At 74.2% G+C, this 14,593-nt stretch carries 13 protein-coding genes; 7 read left to right on the plus strand and 6 right to left on the minus strand.

Annotation, left to right across the window (positions count from 1 at the left end; translation table 11 throughout):
• Positions 1–349: 349 nt before the first annotated feature.
• On the minus strand, positions 350–1,294 hold the full coding sequence (locus AB0K80_RS21645) for a polysaccharide deacetylase family protein (RefSeq protein WP_365672015.1): 945 nt from the start codon (positions 1,292–1,294) through the stop codon (positions 350–352).
• A gap of 147 nt (positions 1,295–1,441) precedes the next feature.
• Between AB0K80_RS21645 and AB0K80_RS21650 the strand changes: the two genes are divergently transcribed.
• Positions 1,442–2,605, plus strand: a complete 1,164-nt coding sequence (locus AB0K80_RS21650; protein ID WP_365672017.1) for a class I SAM-dependent methyltransferase — start codon at positions 1,442–1,444, stop codon at positions 2,603–2,605.
• A 16-nt stretch (positions 2,606–2,621) separates the two neighbouring features.
• On the opposite strand, the gene AB0K80_RS21655 is transcribed toward AB0K80_RS21650, so the two are convergent.
• The 4 genes from AB0K80_RS21655 to AB0K80_RS21670 form a co-directional block, all read right to left on the minus strand.
• The gene (locus tag AB0K80_RS21655; RefSeq protein ID WP_365672019.1) at positions 2,622–3,881 is read right to left on the minus strand and encodes an RNA polymerase sigma factor; all 1,260 of its coding nucleotides are present in this window, start codon (positions 3,879–3,881) and stop codon (positions 2,622–2,624) included.
• A 49-nt stretch (positions 3,882–3,930) separates the two neighbouring features.
• Positions 3,931–4,287 carry a YciI family protein gene (locus AB0K80_RS21660; protein WP_365672022.1) on the minus strand — a complete coding sequence of 119 codons (357 nt, stop codon included), beginning with the start codon at positions 4,285–4,287 and terminating at the stop codon, positions 3,931–3,933.
• Between the two features lie 140 nt (positions 4,288–4,427).
• Positions 4,428–5,813 carry an FG-GAP-like repeat-containing protein gene (locus AB0K80_RS21665; RefSeq protein WP_365672231.1) on the minus strand — a complete coding sequence of 462 codons (1,386 nt, stop codon included), beginning with the start codon at positions 5,811–5,813 and terminating at the stop codon, positions 4,428–4,430.
• Between the two features lie 273 nt (positions 5,814–6,086).
• Positions 6,087–7,163, minus strand: coding sequence for a LacI family DNA-binding transcriptional regulator (locus AB0K80_RS21670; protein ID WP_365672024.1), 1,077 nt, complete (start codon positions 7,161–7,163; stop codon positions 6,087–6,089).
• A gap of 163 nt (positions 7,164–7,326) precedes the next feature.
• Between AB0K80_RS21670 and AB0K80_RS21675 the strand changes: the two genes are divergently transcribed.
• The 4 genes from AB0K80_RS21675 (at position 7,327) to AB0K80_RS21690 (ending at position 12,443) form a co-directional block, all read left to right on the plus strand.
• Positions 7,327–9,636 carry a glycoside hydrolase family 3 N-terminal domain-containing protein gene (locus tag AB0K80_RS21675; RefSeq protein WP_365672026.1) on the plus strand — a complete coding sequence of 770 codons (2,310 nt, stop codon included), beginning with the start codon at positions 7,327–7,329 and terminating at the stop codon, positions 9,634–9,636.
• Positions 9,637–9,708: 72 nt separating this feature from the next.
• Positions 9,709–9,981 (plus strand): hypothetical protein, encoded by a 273-nt coding sequence (locus AB0K80_RS21680; protein ID WP_365672028.1) that lies wholly within the window; start codon positions 9,709–9,711, stop codon positions 9,979–9,981.
• Positions 9,982–10,051: 70 nt separating this feature from the next.
• Complete coding sequence (locus AB0K80_RS21685) at positions 10,052–11,557, plus strand: M48 family metalloprotease (RefSeq protein ID WP_365672030.1); 1,506 nt, start codon at positions 10,052–10,054, stop codon at positions 11,555–11,557.
• A 247-nt stretch (positions 11,558–11,804) separates the two neighbouring features.
• Positions 11,805–12,443, plus strand: coding sequence for a carbonic anhydrase (locus AB0K80_RS21690; RefSeq protein ID WP_365672031.1), 639 nt, complete (start codon positions 11,805–11,807; stop codon positions 12,441–12,443).
• A gap of 118 nt (positions 12,444–12,561) precedes the next feature.
• Here AB0K80_RS21690 and AB0K80_RS21695 read toward each other — a convergent pair whose 3' ends face one another.
• Positions 12,562–13,047, minus strand: a complete 486-nt coding sequence (locus AB0K80_RS21695) for an Asp23/Gls24 family envelope stress response protein (RefSeq protein ID WP_365672033.1) — start codon at positions 13,045–13,047, stop codon at positions 12,562–12,564.
• A 200-nt stretch (positions 13,048–13,247) separates the two neighbouring features.
• Between AB0K80_RS21695 and AB0K80_RS21700 the strand changes: the two genes are divergently transcribed.
• Both AB0K80_RS21700 and AB0K80_RS21705 read left to right on the plus strand, forming a co-directional pair.
• A complete protein-coding gene (locus AB0K80_RS21700; protein WP_365672035.1) occupies positions 13,248–13,418 on the plus strand; it encodes a hypothetical protein in 171 nt (56 codons plus the stop codon).
• A 127-nt stretch (positions 13,419–13,545) separates the two neighbouring features.
• Positions 13,546–14,589 (plus strand): YihY/virulence factor BrkB family protein, encoded by a 1,044-nt coding sequence (locus tag AB0K80_RS21705; protein WP_365672037.1) that lies wholly within the window; start codon positions 13,546–13,548, stop codon positions 14,587–14,589.
• Positions 14,590–14,593: the final 4 nt, after the last annotated feature.

The raw sequence follows: 14,593 nt of genomic DNA on the forward strand, positions 1-14,593 counted from the left end.
CCGGAAGCGGCGGGCCCCAGACCAGAACCACGGGGCCCCAGACCGGAACCGCCGGGCCCCAGGCCCGACCCGCCGGGCACGGCGGACCGCAGACCGGAGGCGGCGGACGGCAGACCGGAAGCGGTCGGCGCCGGACCGGAAGCGCCAGGCACCAGCCCTGGGGCGGCGGACGCCAGACCGGAACCGCCGGGCCCCAGACCGGAACCGCCGGGCGCCAGGCCAGACGCGGTGGGCGCCTGTGTGTGGGTGCGGTCGTCCGTTGCCCGGTCGTCCGAGCGGGTCGCGCCGGCGCAGCCGCTGAGCAGGGCGGTGACGGCCAGGGCCGCGGCCGTCCAGCGGCCGGGCCGCCTCACAGGTAGTCCTCCAGGCGCCCGACCGCGTAGCCCGCGGCCGTGACCCTGTCCAGGAAGCGGCGGACCATGTCGGGCATGGAGCCCTTCCAGTGGGCCGGGCCGCGGAAGTGGGTGAGGACGATGTCGCCGGGGCGCAGCTCGCGGTCCCCCTCGCGGTACTCCCAGCGGTCGGCGAAGACCTCCTCGTTCCACAGGGGCACGTACCGGATGCCGCAGGCCTTGGCCGCGTGCAGGGTCGCCCTGTCGTAGCTGCCGTAGGGCGGGCGGAAGAGGACGGGCCGCCTGCCGTAGCGCTCGGCGAGGACGTCCTGCATACCGCAGATCTCGCGTTTCTGGCGGGCGTAGGACAGGGCGGGCAGGTAGGGGTGGTGCAGGGTGTGGTTGTTCAGGGTGACGCCCGTCGCCTGCATCCTGCGGAAGTAGCCGTAGTCCTCCTTGATCAGGTAGTCGCTGAGGAAGGCGGTGTACGGGATGCCCAGCTCGCGCGTCATCCGCAGGAACGCGGGGTCCTTCTCGGCGCCGTCGTCGACGGTGAGGAAGACGACCTTCTTGCTGGTGGGGACCGTGGTGAAGACCGGCGGGAGGCGCAGTGCGCGGTGGTCTTCGACCTCGAAGCCCTCGCGGGTGGTGATCCGGGGCTTCCTGGCGGGCGGCGCCGGGGGTGTCAGCGGCACCTTCTCCAGGCCCCAGCGCCGGGCGGCGGCGGCCCGGACGGCGTACGAGGCGCGCAGCTTCGTGGCGTAGTGGTCGAGCGCGCGGGCCGGGGGTGCGTCGAGGGGCTGCTGGCCGGCGGCCGGCCGCGTCCCGGTGCCGCCGGTCTGGGCGCAGCCCGAGGCGATGGCGGCGAGAGCGAGCACGGTCAGGCCGAGCCGCGCGGAACCCCACGCCCCCAGGGCGACCCCCTTGGCCCAGCTTTTGTCATTTTGTACGACTACTCGCATGCTGCCGGATCTTCGCAGGGGCGCGTCGCGAACCCGGGCCGACACCGCGAGAGGCGGCCGGGCTTCCACCGGCCGGCCCACATCCCGCGCCGAACGGGGTGCGCATGCCCTGGCCGGCCCGTGACGACCGTGGCCGACAATGGTCCGGTGAACGACCTCGCCCCGCTCCTCACCCCCGAAGGCCGTGCCCTCCTCGACGAGGTGCGCGGTACCGATCCGGCGCAGGAGCTCGCCGTCGCCACCCGGCTGCGCCGCGCCCACCCCGCCGAGCTGGTGTCGGCGGCGCTGGGGCAGGCGCGGCTGCGGCAGCGGGCGGTGGCCAAGTTCGGGGCGCAGGACGCCGGGCGGATGTTCTTCACGCCGAACGGGGTCGAGCAGTCGACCCGGGCGAGCGTGGCGGCGTACCGGGCCCGGCGGATGCGGGAGCTGGGCGTGACCTCGGTCGCCGACCTGTGCTGCGGGATCGGCGGGGACGCCATCGCGCTGGCCCGGGCCGGGATCCGGGTGCTGGCCGTGGACCGGGACCACCTGGCGGTCGCGGCGGCCCGCGCGAACGCCGAGGCCCTCGGGCTCGCCGAGCTGATCGAGGTGCGCGAGGCCGACGTCACCGAGGTGGACACATCCGGCTACGACGCCGTCTTCGCCGACCCGGCCCGGCGCGGCGGACGGGGCCGCATCTTCGACCCGGAGGCGTACTCACCGCCCCTGTCCTGGGCGATCCAGGCCGCCCGTACGGCACCCCGGGCCGCCGCCCTGAAGATCGCGCCGGGCGTTCCGCACGAGGCGATCCCCTCCGACGCCGAGGCCGAGTGGATCTCCGACGGCGGGGACGTGAAGGAGGCGGTGCTGTGGTTCGGCACCGAACCGGGCGCGGTGCGGGCCACGCTCCTGCCGGGACCGCGCACCCTGCGCGGCGGCGACCTGCCCGACCCGGCCGTACGCCCCGTCGGGCGGTACCTGTACGAGCCCGACGGCGCCGTCATCCGCGCCCACCTGGTCGCGGAGGTCGCCGGCCAGGTGGGCGGCGGGCTGCTCGACGCGACCATCGCGTACGTCACCGCGGACGAGCTCCGGCCGACCCCGTACGCCACCGCCTACGCGATCACCGACCACCTCCCCTTCAACGTCAAGAAGCTCAAGGCCCTGCTGCGGGAGCGGGAGATCGGCACGCTGACGGTGAAGAAGCGGGGCTCGGCGGTCGAGCCGGAGGAACTGCGCCGCAAGGTCCGGCCGCAGGGGCCCCACGCCGCGACGGTGTTCCTCACGCGGGTCGCGGGGGCACCGGCCATGCTCATCGGGCACCCCGCCTAGGCGCCGTCCCGCGCGCTCACGGCAGTCCCGCCGCCCGGCGCAGCAGCAGCTCCCGCTCCCGGGCGTTGGCGGTCAGCGACGCGGCCCGTTCGAACTCGGCCCTGGCCTCCGCCGTACGGCCCAGCCGGGCCAGCAGGTCGCCGCGGACGCTGGGCAGCAGGTGGTAGCCGCGCAGGGCGGGTTCCGCGGCGACGGCGTCGACGAGGGCCAGCGCCTGTCCGGGTCCCTCGGCCATCGAGACGGCCACCGCGCGGTTCAGCTCGACCACGGGGGACGGGGAGCGGGCCGCGAGCAGGCCGTACAGGGTGGCGATCCGTCCCCAATCGGTCTCCTCGTAGCGGTACGCGTGCGCGTGGCAGGCGGCGATGGCGGCCTGGAGCGCGTAGGGGCCCGGGGCGCCCTGGGACGTGGCGTCGGCGCGGGCAAGGGCGGCGACGCCCCGGGCGATGAGCATGCGGTTCCAGCGGGCGCGGTTCTGGTCCTTCAGCAGCACCGGCTCCCCGGACGGGCCGGTGCGGGCAGCCGTACGGGACGCCTGGAACTCCAGCAGGGCGGTCAGGCCGTGGACCTCCGGCTCCTTCGGCATCAGGGCGGACAGCACGCGGGCCAGGCGCAGGGCGTCCTCGCACAGCGCGGGGCGCAGCCAGTCGTCGCCGGCCGTGGCGGCGTACCCCTCGTTGAAGATCAGGTAGATGACGTCGAGGACGGAGCCGAGGCGGGCCTCGCGGTCGGGGCCGTAGGGCACCTCGAAGGCGACGTTCTTCGCCGCGAGGGTGCGCTTCGCGCGGACTATGCGTTGCGCCACGGTCGGCTCCGGCACCAGGAAGGCGCGGGCGATCTCGGCGGTGGTCAGCCCGCCGAGCAGGCGCAGGGTGAGGGCGATGCGCGCCTCGCGGGACAGCACCGGGTGGCAGGCGGTGAAGACCAGGCGCAGCAGGTCGTCGTCGATGCCGTCCGGGTCGGCGGGCTCCTGAGGCGGTGCCGCCTGCGGCAGGTCACGGCCGATCTCCGCGAGTTTGCGGGCGTAGGTCTCCCGGCGGCGGATCAGGTCGACGGCGCGGTGCCGGGCGGTGGTCATGAGCCAGGCGCCCGGGTTGTCGGGCACCCCGTCGCGCGGCCACTGTTCGAGCGCGGCGACAAGGGCGTCCTGCGCGAGTTCCTCGGCGATCCCGACGTCCCGGACGATGCGGGCGACGCCGGCGATGATCCGCGGGGACTCCAGCCGGAAGACGGTGTCGATCGTGGCCCGCGGGTCGGTGGTGGGCTGTGGTGTCACAACCCACCATCAGACACCCGTGCGGCCGTGCGGCCAAGGAAGCGGGGCGTCAGCCCTCGACGATCTCGCGGACCTCGCAGGTCACCGTCCAGTGCGGCTCGTGGATCTTCAGGAACCGCCTGGTCCACTCGATCGCCTCGGCCTTGTCCTTGGCCTGCATGAGGGCGTAGCCACCGATGACCTCCTTGGACTCGGTGAAGGGCCCGTCGGTGACGGACAGCTGTCCGCCCTCGTAGTGCACCCGGGTGCCCTGGGCGGACGGGGTGAGCCCGGCCGTGTCGAGCAGGACCCCGGCCTTGGTCATCTCCTCGATCAGCTCGCCCATCCGCTGCATCAGCTCGGGGCTGGGCCCCTCGGCGGGGGCGGCGGACTCGTCGACGCGGACCAGGGACAGGTAGCGCGGCATGGTGACTCCTCAGGGTTCGGCGGCCGGTTCCTCTCCGGCCTCTCACCCTTACGTCGAACAGCGCCCGGCCGGATCGACACGCGTCCCGGATTTTCTCGAAGATTTTTTCCGGGACGCGATCCGTGCAGGTCAGCGAGGGCTTACTCGACCGCGCTGCCGAACCCCGCCTTGGCGTACGGCGCCCCGAGCGCCCGCGGGCCGAACACCAGGGCCGCGTCCGCGACGATGCCCTTCGGGCGGCCGCGCAGCTCCCAGACCGCGCCGTCGCCGTGGTTCTCGCCCGGCGCGGCGGCCGCCAGGTCGGCGTGGCCGTTGCCGTTGACGTCCAGCAGCCGGACGTCCTGGCCGAACCCGTCGGCGAGTTCGGCCGCGCCGGGGATGCCGGGGCTGTTCTGCGTCAGCTCCTGGGCGCCGGTTCCGGTCAGGCCGGTGCGGCTGCCGCGCAGGACGTAGACGGCCCCGGCGCCGTCGTCGTACCCGATCTCCACACCGGGTGCGCCGACGGCCACGTCGTCGATGCCGTCGCCGGTGATGTCCCCGACCGCGAGCGAGTCGCCGAACGCCTCGACGGGCTCCAGCGTGCCCGGGACGCCGGGAGTGTCCTTGCTGTACGACGTCCAGCGGCTCTGTCCGGTCACGCCGGACGCCGAGCCGGGGGCGACCTGGATCACCGAGTCGTCGGTGTCGCCGACCAGGACGTCGTCGTGACCGTCGCCGTCGACGTCGCCCAGGGCCACGCCGCCGTCGCCCTCGGGGACGGGGTCCGGGCCGGGGCGCAGGCCGGTGCCGGTCGCCGCGTAGAACTTGGTGCAGTACACGCCGTCCCCGCAGTAGACGCTGAGCAGCAGCTCGTCGCGGCCGTCGCCGTCGACGTCGCCGACGGCGCCGTCCCGGACGTCGTAGTACTTCAGGTGCGCGGGGTCCAGGGCGCTGCTGCGGGCGGGTGTGCCGGAGCGGGTGACCGGGCCGGTCCACACGGTGGCGGTGGTGCCGAGGGGGTCGTCGCCCGGGGCCCGCTCGGTGCGGAACAGGGCGAGGTCGAGCCGCCCGTCGCCGGTGAAGTCACCGGTCACGGTGCGGGAGGCGGGGATCGACGTGCCGCCGGACAGTCCCCTCGGGCCGCCCCACACGACGACCGCGTCGGAGGAGCGCCGCGCGGTGCCGATGACGAGCTCGGCCCGGCCGTCGCCGTTCAGGTCGCCCTTGGACAGCTGCGCCCCGAAGCCCTGGCCGGCGCCCGGGCTGCCCGGGATGCCGCCGGTGGCCCGGCTGATGACGGTGCGTCGGGCGGTGTCCAGTCCGTGCGGTCCGCCGTACAGGACCGCGACGTAGCCGGCCCGGCGCTGTCCGCCGACGGTGGCGGCCGGGGCGGCGACGGCGAGGTCCTGGTAGCCGTCACCGTCGAAGTCGTCGCGGACGGGGCCCCGGGGAGCGGCCTCGGCCGGGTCCGTCAGCGCGGCCGGCCCGGCGCCCAGCGCCAGCAGGCCCGCCACGAGCGGCACGGCCCAACGCGAGTACGAACGCATGGCGAACACAGGGCGACCCCCTCGTTGCGGTGACACGGTCACCTCACAAGACACCGCACCGTGCACAAGGGTTGTAGGCCCACGGCCCGTCGGGCCCGCCCACCGGGTCCACCGCGCCGCCCCTCACCGGTCACGGGCAGGAACGTACGTCCGAATTATGACGAGCAGAGGCCCGCGGCCGGTTTTCTTGGGAAATTCTCAGACTTCCCGGTCGAGCCCCGCCCGAGCCCTTGCGAAAGTTTCGAACAGCCCGCCGACCGGCTTCGGCGCCGGTCAGCGTGCGCCCGGCTCGGCCGTACTGCTGCGCACCACCAGGCTGGTCGCCAGCTCCACCCGGGTCGACGCCGGGCCGTCCGGCGCGCGCGCCAGGTCGAGGACCAGTTTGGCCGCCGCCTCCGCCATCTCGGTCAGCGGCTGCCGCACGGTCGTCAGCGGCGGCCCCACCCAGCGGGCCACCGGCAGGTCGTCGAAGCCGACCACGCTCACGTCCTCGGGGATGCGCAGCCCGAGCTCGCGAGCGGCCTCGTAGAGACCGAGCGCCTGCAGGTCGTTGCCGGCGAAGACCGCGGTGGGCCGGTCGTCGCGGCGCAGCAGGGCCAGGCCCTGCCGGTAGCCGGCCTCGTGGTGGAAGTCGCCGGTCATGATCAGGCCGGGGTCGACGGGCAGTCCGGCCGTCTCCAGGGCGGCGCGGTACCCGTCGACGCGGGCGCGGCTGCACATCATGCGGGACGGCCCGCTGATCGCGCCGATCCTCCGGTGCCCCAGCTCGACCAGGTGCCGGGTGGCGGCGAGTCCGCCCTGCCAGTTGGTGGCGCCGATGGAGGGCACGTCGGCACCCGGGTCGCCGGCCGGGTCCATCACCACGAACGGGATGGACCTGCTGGTCAGCAGCGCCCGCTGGGACTCGTCGAGGCCGGACAGCACGAGGATCACGCCGTGCGGGCGGCGGGCGGCGACCTGGTCGGCCCAGGTGCGGCCGGGGGTCAGCCGCCCCGCGCTCTCGGAGAGCACGACGCTCAGCCCTGCGTCGCGGGCCACGTTCTCCACGCCCCGGATGACCTCCATCGCCCACGCGCTCTCCAGCTCGTGGAAGACCAGGTCGATCAGGGGCGAGCGGGTCGCCTCGGCCCGGCGGCGCCGGTAGCCGTGGGCGCGCAGCAGTGCCTCGACGCGGGTCCGGGTGGCCGGGGCGACGTCGGCACGGCCGTTGAGGACCTTCGAAACAGTCGGCGCGGACACACCGGCCTCGCGGGCGATCTCGGCCAGCGTCGCGGTCTGCGTGGACCGGCCCTGGCTCCGCCCCTGCGTCCGGGTTTGGGTCCGGCTCTCGACCGGCTCCGGGGATGTCATGGCGGCGATCGTATCCCTGCGGGACCCCTTGACGAAGTCCTCGGGCAGCCATAGGTTCCCGGAACATTCGGTATGTACATCGAAACATTCGATCGACCAGCACGCGACCAGCACGCGACAGATCGTTCGTGAGAGGGCCGTCCGTCCACCCGACAGGAGCTTCATGACCACCGCGCCCTGGCGTGACCCCGCCCTGCCCGCAGCCGACCGCGTCGACGACCTGCTCTCCCGGATGACCCTGGAGGAGAAGACCGCCCAGTTGTACGGCGTGTGGGTGGGTGCCGACACGGACGGCGGCGGGGTCGCCCCGCACCAGCACGACATGACCGTCGACTACGACTGGGAGGAGCTGATCACCCGGGGTCTGGGCCAGCTCACCCGCTCCTTCGGCACCGCCCCCGTGGACCCGGCGCTGGGCGCGCAGGCTCTGGCCCGCGCCCAGCGCCGCATCACCGAGGCGGGCCGCTTCGGCATCCCGGCCATCGCGCACGAGGAGTGCCTGGCCGGTTTCACCGCCTGGCGGGCCACCGCCTACCCCGTGCCGCTGGCCTGGGGCGCGAGCTGGGACCCGGTGCTCGTCGAGGAGATGGCCCGCCGCATCGGCGCCGACCTGCGCGCGGTGGGCGTGCACCAGGGCCTCGCGCCGGTCCTGGACGTCGTACGGGATCCGCGCTGGGGCCGGGTGGAGGAGACGATCGGCGAGGACCCGTACCTGGTCGGCACGATCGGCACCGCGTACGTGCGGGGCCTGGAGTCGGCCGGGGTGGTGGCCACGCTCAAGCACTTCGCCGGGTACGCCTCCTCCGCCGGCGCCCGCAATCTCGCGCCGGTGCGGGCGGGGGTCCGGGAGTTCGCCGACGTCACGCTGCCGCCCTTCGAGATGGCGCTGCGCGAGGGCGGGGCGCGCTCGGTGATGGCGGCCTACACCGAGACCGACGGCGTCCCCGCCTCCGCCGACCCGGGGTTGCTGACCCGTCTGCTGCGCGAGGAGTGGGGCTTCACCGGCACGGTGGTCGCCGACTACTTCGGCATCGGGTTCCTGGAAACCCTGCACCGGGTCGCGGCCGGCCCCGCCGAGGCGGCGCACGCGGCGCTGGCCGCCGGTATCGACGTCGAGCTGCCGACGCTGAAGTGCTACGGGAAGCCGCTGGTGGAAGCCGTGCGGGCGGGCGAGATCCCGGAGGACCTGGTGGACCGCGCGGCCCGCCGCGTCCTGCTCCAGAAGTGCGAACTGGGCCTGCTCGACGAGGACTGGACTCCCGAGCCGGCCGGTCCGGTCGAGCTGGACTCGACGGCCAACAGGATCCTGGCCCGCCGCCTGGCCGAGGAGTCGGTGGTCCTGCTGGACAACCCGGACGGCCTGCTGCCGCTCGCCCCCGACACCAGGATCGCGGTGGTCGGTCCCCGGGCGGCCGACGCCCTGGCGATGCTGGGCTGCTACTCCTTCCCCTCCCACGTCCTGCCCCACCACCCCGATGTGCCGACCGGCATCGAGATCCCGACGCTGCTGGAGGCGCTACGCGCCGAACTCCCCGACGCCAAGGTGACGTTCGCGCAGGGGTGCGGGGTGTCGGACCCGGACACCTCCGGCTTCGAGGAGGCCATCGCCCGGACGGCGGAGGCGGATGTGTGCGTGGCGGTCCTCGGCGACCGGGCGGGCCTGTTCGGCCGCGGCACCTCGGGCGAGGGCTGCGACGCGAGCGACCTGCGCCTGCCGGGCGTGCAGGGCGCGTTGCTGGATGCGCTGGTCGCGACCGGCGTCCCGGTCGTCCTGGTGCTGCTGACCGGCCGCCCCTACGCGCTCGGCCGCTGGCACGGCCGCCTGGGCGCCGTCGTCCAGGCGTTCTTCCCGGGGGAGGAGGGCGGCCCGGCGGTGGCGGGTGTGCTGTCGGGCCGCGTCACCCCCTCCGGCCGGCTCCCGGTCAGCATCCCCCAGGTCCCCGGCGGCCAGCCCTGGACCTATCTCCAGCCCCCGCTGGGCCTGGCGGGCGAGGTCAGCAACCTCGACCCGACCCCGCTGTACGCCTTCGGCCACGGCCGCTCGTACACGACGTTCGCGTGGGAGGACTTCACCGGCGGCGAGCCGGTGGAGCTCGGCACGGACGGCTCGTACGACGTCTCCCTCACGGTCCGCAACACCGGCGACCGCCCGGGCGCGGAGGTCGTCCAGCTGTACCTGCACGACCCGGTGGCGTCGGTGACCCGGCCGGACGTACGGCTGGTCGGCTACCAGCGGGTGGAGCTGGTGCCGGGGGAGGCGGCCCGCGTGACCTTCCGCTTCCACGCCGACCTCTCGGCGTTCACCGACCGTTCAGCCCGCAAGGTGGTCGAGCCCGGCGCCCTGGAACTACGGTTGGCGGCGTCCAGCGCGGACGTACGCCACACGGTACGGCTGCAGCTCACCGGGCCCCCGCGGGTGCTCGGGCCGCAGCGGCGGCTGCGCTGCGGGACGGAGGTGTCGGGGGTGGCGTAGCCCTCCGCGCCGCGGGTGCACGGGGGATGTCATGGACAGGTTGCTCCACCACGAGCTGCGGCCGCCTTCGCGGTGCCGGCCTGCGCCGCCGTCAGCACGACGGCGGCGCTTCTCGCCCACGGCGTCCCCCCGCTGCGGCCGCGCACGCTGGGCACCGTCGCCGCCGTGCCGTGGGTGCTCCTGGTGCCGGTGTGGTCGGCGCTGGACTGGCTGGGCGAGGCCGCCGTGGTCGCCCACCGGGAGCGGCGCAACGGCAGGCTGCTGTGGCGCGGTCATGTGACGAGCCGCCCCTGGGAGTTGTCCTGGTCCCCGGCCGGCTGCGGCACGACGGCCGGGCAGCCGTAGACAGGTGACGCCGAGCCGGCTGTGCCAGAATCCGCCGACACTCTTCCCGCACAGGGCGACAGGAGCGCGTATGGACGACGCCATAGCCGGCGGCGAGGGCAGGGGCGCGGACGCCGGGATCCGGGCGTGGCTGCTCGCCCTCGCCATGCTGGCCCTGGCCTGGCTGCCGTCCGCGCTGGTGGTGGCGGCACTCGCCGCGGCCGCTCTGGCCTGGGGTCCCCGGTGGGCCGTGGCGGGACCGTTCGTCCTGCTCGCGGCCGGTGCCGTACGGGCGGCCCGGGAGCACGGCCGGCTGCCCGGACGGGCCGTGGAGCCGGAGGCCGAGCAGGAGCTGACCGCGCTGGTGCGGGGCGTGGCGGAACGGCTCGGGTTCCGCGAGCCGCTGCTGGTCCGGGTCGTCCCCGAGGTGCAGGCGTCCCTCGGCCCGGCCAGGGTCGCCGGGGCACGGGCGTACGTGCTGCTGCTGGGCCTGCCCCTGCTGCGCGGGCTGACCGAGGCGCAGCTGGCGTCGGTCGTCGCGCACGAGCTGGGGCACCGGCAGCATCTGGGGGACCGCCGCATGACCCTGCTGCGGTTCGCCCGCGGCACCCTCGCCGACCGTCTGGACCGCCGGGTCCGCCCGCTCGCGCCGCTCGCCGCCCCGCTGCTGCGCGCCTCGCAGCCGCTGATGTGGCGGGCGGAGCTGGCCGCCGACGCCGACGCGGTCCACGTCGCCGGGAGCGCCGCCTGCGCCCAGGCGCTACGGCGGACGGCGGTGCTGCACGCCGCGTTCGAGGGGCTCGGCGGCACCTGGTGGTCCGCCCTGGCGGAGGAGGGCGCCTGCCCCGCGGACTTCTACGACGCCCTCGACACCGCGCTGGCCGACCCGCACGTCGCCGCCCGTGCGGCCCGGGTCGCCGCCGAGGAGGACGCCCTCGACCCGTACGCCGCGTCCGGCCACCCGCCGGTCACCACGCGCATCGCCGCGCTGCCGGCCGGGCCCGGCGAGCCGCCCGGCACCTACCGGGACACCCCCCTGGTGCTGCGGGACGCCGCCGCCCTCGCCCGCTGGTGCGTCGCGGAACTCGCCGGGGTGGACGGGGAGCCGACGGACGCTGCCTCGGTGCCGCCCGGCCGGAAGCCCGACCGGTACGACGGCCCCCGCCCGGTCCGCCTGCTGGAGCTGGACGCCGAACGGCTGCACGGTCTGCACGACGACACCGGTCTGACGCTGCTGCTGTACGCCACCCGCCAGGAGGAACCCGCCCCGGCTCTGGTCGCCGCCCTGGACACCGTCGCCGACGGCAGCTGGCCGCGGCTGGCCCGGCGGCTCGAACCCGGCCTGCGCTGGATGCCGTCCGCCGTCCGCCCGGACATCGCCCGCCGGGCGTTCGCCGGTGCCCTGGCCGCTGCCCTGGCCCCCCTGCTGCGCGACTCGGGCTGGACGTACCCGAGCCGCTGGCTCAACTCCGTCCTCACCTCCCCCGACGGCACCACCCTGGACCTCCAGGAACTGGCCTGGGAGGCCGTGGCGGACCCGGGTCCCCTGCGCGCGCTCCTCGCCGCCCCGAACACCCGGACGCAGCCGGCGGCCTGAGCCGTACGGGGCGCCCCCGGCCCGCGTCCTGGGCGGTGTCGGCTCCCGGCCGCGCCGACCGGCGGTGATGTCGCCACGACGGCGCGGCGCGGCCAGCCTGGGATCCGCCGACGGATCGGCGGGAAGGGCGCCGTGCGGACAGGACGCACAGGACCTGCCGGACCACCGCGCGCACCGCTGCCTCATCGAGTTGCTTGAAGGCCGATGTGGGTGAGCGTGGGCGAGCGCCGACTCGTAGGCTGCGAGCATGACAGAGATCCAGAACCCGACTCCCCGTGACGCCTTCGACCTGCTCATGGCCGGCAACCAGCGCTTCGTCGCAGGCACCCCCGAACACCCGAACCAGGACGCCGTCCGCCGCGCCGAGACCGCGCCGGGGCAGCAGCCCTTCGCCGTGCTGTTCGGATGTTCCGACTCCCGGCTCGCCGCCGAGATCATCTTCGATCGTGGCCTGGGCGACCTGTTCGTGGTCCGCACTGCCGGACATGTCGCCGGGACGGAAGTCCTCGGGTCTCTCGAGTTCGGAGTCAGCGTCCTCAACGCACCGCTGGTCGTCGTCCTCGGCCACGACTCGTGCGGTGCCGTCGCCGCGGCCTGCTCCGCCTTGGAGAACGGGCAGACGCCGGGCGGCTTCGTCCGCGACGTCGTCGAACGGGTGACCCCGAGCGTGTTGGCAGCCCGCGCCGCCGGACGTGAGACGGCCGAGGAGGTCCTGGCCGAGCACATCGAGCACACCGTGGACCTGCTGCTCGAGCGCTCCCGCATCCTGGCCGAGCGGGTGGCCGCCGGCCGGGCCGCCGTGGTGGGTCTGTGCTACCGGCTGGCCGACGGCAGCGCGCAGCTCGTTGCCGCCCGCGGCCTTGATGCGGCGGTCCCCACATCCTGACCGTCCCGGCCCCAGGCGAGTGTGCGGGTGGTGACCCTTGCCTCCCGGAGGCGGGTGACGAGCGGACGCACGTCACCCTTCGGGTGATCACCCGCGCCCACCGGGGTGCGGCGCCGGATCACCTGACGCGGCCCTCGTCCGGCTCGGCTTCTTCCTCCTCGTCGGGCAGGTGGACGTCGCCGACGGCGATGTTCACCTCGACCACCTCCAGGCCCGTCATCCGCTCCACGGCGCTGATCACGTTGGTGCGTACGTCGCCGGCGACGTCGACGATGGAGGCGCCGTACTCGACTACGACGTTCAGGTCCACGGCGGCCTGCCGCTCGCCGACCTCGACCTTCACCCCCCGCGTGACGGCTGCGCCGCCCCCTCCGCCGGGGACGCGTTCCCGCACAGCGCCCAGGGCGCGGGCCATGCCGGCCCCGAGGTTGTGAATGCCCGGTACCTCGCGGGCGGCCATGCCCGCGATCTTGGCCACTACCCCGTCCGCGATGGTGGTCTGCCCTCGTGTCTCGGCCGGAGCCCCGGCCCCGGTGCGGCCCTTCAGCGCGCTCACGCCCGCATCGGGCCGACTGCCCCCGCCGACACTGGTGTTGTCCGTCATGGCGGTCACCTCGATCGGTCGGTCGGACACCGGTGCGGCGCCCTTCGAACGGCCGACTACCCCACGAAGTCAAAACCACACAATCCCGACTTATCGACTCAGCTCATCACTGCCCCCCCCGGTGAGCAGGATGCGGCGCACCAGGCAGTGTGCAAATCTAACGAAAACGGTCCGAACCGGGTGGCGTGAGGAGGAGCGAGATGGACGCCGAGAGGATGAGGCAACGGGCCAGGGAGATGGCCGGCAAACTACGCCAGAGGAACCCGGCCGAGCAGAAGAGCAAGGGGCGGCACAAGGCCGGGACGCATCGTGGCGGGCTCCTGGAGAGCCAGATGAAGAAGCTGCAGGAGCGCCGTCACCGGAGCCGGTGACTCGGCAGGTGTGCATCCGTGGCTCGAGTCGTCGTGCCTGTGGCCACCCGTGCCCGGATGCTCCATCGGCCGACAGCCGCAGGGGGCTGTGGGGTCTGGAGCGGAGCCCTGCGGATACCCGAGTGTCATGGCACGGACAGTAGATGCTGACGGAAACAAGGGCCCCGAGCCGGAGCCGGACAGCCATGACACGGCCATTGGACCGGACGAGGAGGTGGAGGAGCGGGCTCCGGACGCGCCTACCGAGCTTCCCAGGCGATCCTGGTGGGCGGTGCTGAAGGGAACCCTGAGGGAATTCCAGGACGACGAGCTCGCGGACCGGGCTGCGGCCCTGACCTATTACGGGGTGCTGTCCCTGTTCCCGGCGTTGCTGGTGTTGGTGTCGCTGCTGGGTATCTCGGGGCAGTCGGCGACACAGCAGGTGATGGACAACATCAACAAGCTGGCGCCGGGTTCGGCGCGCACCATCATCAGCAACGCCGTGAAGCAGCTGCAGGGCAACGGCGGTGTCGGTTCCATCATGGCGGTCGTGGGTCTGGCGCTCGCCGTGTGGTCGGCCTCGGGCTATGTCGCCGCCTTCATCCGTACCGCCAACGCCGTGTACGACATGCCGGAGGGGCGCCCGGTGTGGAAGGTGTTGCCGGTCCGGCTGGGTGTGACGGTGGCGCTGCTGGTCCTGGCGGTGGTCAGCGCCCTGATCGTGGTGTTCACCGGCGCCCTGGCGCGTCAGGTGGGCACCGCGCTGGGCCTGGGGAACGCGGCGCTGACAGCATGGTCGATCGCGAAGTGGCCAGTCCTGGTGGTCTTGGTCACGATCATGATCGCCATCCTGCTCTGGGCGACGCCCAACGTGAAGGGGCGAGGCTTCAAGTGGGTCACACCGGGCAGCTTCCTTGCCCTGCTGGTGTGGATGGTCGCCTCCGCCGGCTTCGCGTTCTACGTCGCCAACTTCGCCTCGTACAACAAGACCTACGGCACCCTGGCGGGAGTGATCGTCTTCCTGGTGTGGCTGTGGATCAGCAACATCGCGATCCTGCTCGGCCTGGAATTCGACGCCGAGATGGCCCGCCAGCGTGCGGTCGCCGGTGGTCTGCCGGAGACGCAGGAGCCGTACGTCCCGCCCCGGGACACCCGTAAGTGGTCGCAGGAGGACCGACGCCGTCTCGCCTGAGGCA

Origin of the sequence: Streptomyces sp. NPDC052682 (assembly GCF_040678435.1) — a bacterium.
Classification (GTDB): Bacteria; Actinomycetota; Actinomycetes; order Streptomycetales; family Streptomycetaceae; genus Streptomyces.

Bases quoted from the DNA above. Each gene is read 5' to 3' on its own strand.
- AB0K80_RS21645 (WP_365672015.1), bottom strand. From the start codon at position 1,294: ATGCGAGTAGTCGTACAAAATGACAAAAGCTGGGCCAAGGGGGTCGCC.
- AB0K80_RS21660 (WP_365672022.1), bottom strand. From the start codon at position 4,287: ATGCCGCGCTACCTGTCCCTGGTCCGCGTCGACGAGTCCGCCGCCCCC.
- AB0K80_RS21665 (WP_365672231.1), bottom strand. From the start codon at position 5,813: ATGCGTTCGTACTCGCGTTGGGCCGTGCCGCTCGTGGCGGGCCTGCTG.
- AB0K80_RS21670 (WP_365672024.1), bottom strand. From the start codon at position 7,163: ATGACATCCCCGGAGCCGGTCGAGAGCCGGACCCAAACCCGGACGCAG.
- AB0K80_RS21675 (WP_365672026.1), top strand. From the start codon at position 7,327: ATGACCACCGCGCCCTGGCGTGACCCCGCCCTGCCCGCAGCCGACCGC.
- AB0K80_RS21685 (WP_365672030.1), top strand. From the start codon at position 10,052: ATGGACGACGCCATAGCCGGCGGCGAGGGCAGGGGCGCGGACGCCGGG.
- AB0K80_RS21690 (WP_365672031.1), top strand. From the start codon at position 11,805: ATGACAGAGATCCAGAACCCGACTCCCCGTGACGCCTTCGACCTGCTC.
- AB0K80_RS21695 (WP_365672033.1), bottom strand. From the start codon at position 13,047: ATGACGGACAACACCAGTGTCGGCGGGGGCAGTCGGCCCGATGCGGGC.
- AB0K80_RS21700 (WP_365672035.1), top strand. From the start codon at position 13,248: ATGGACGCCGAGAGGATGAGGCAACGGGCCAGGGAGATGGCCGGCAAA.
- AB0K80_RS21705 (WP_365672037.1), top strand. From the start codon at position 13,546: ATGGCACGGACAGTAGATGCTGACGGAAACAAGGGCCCCGAGCCGGAG.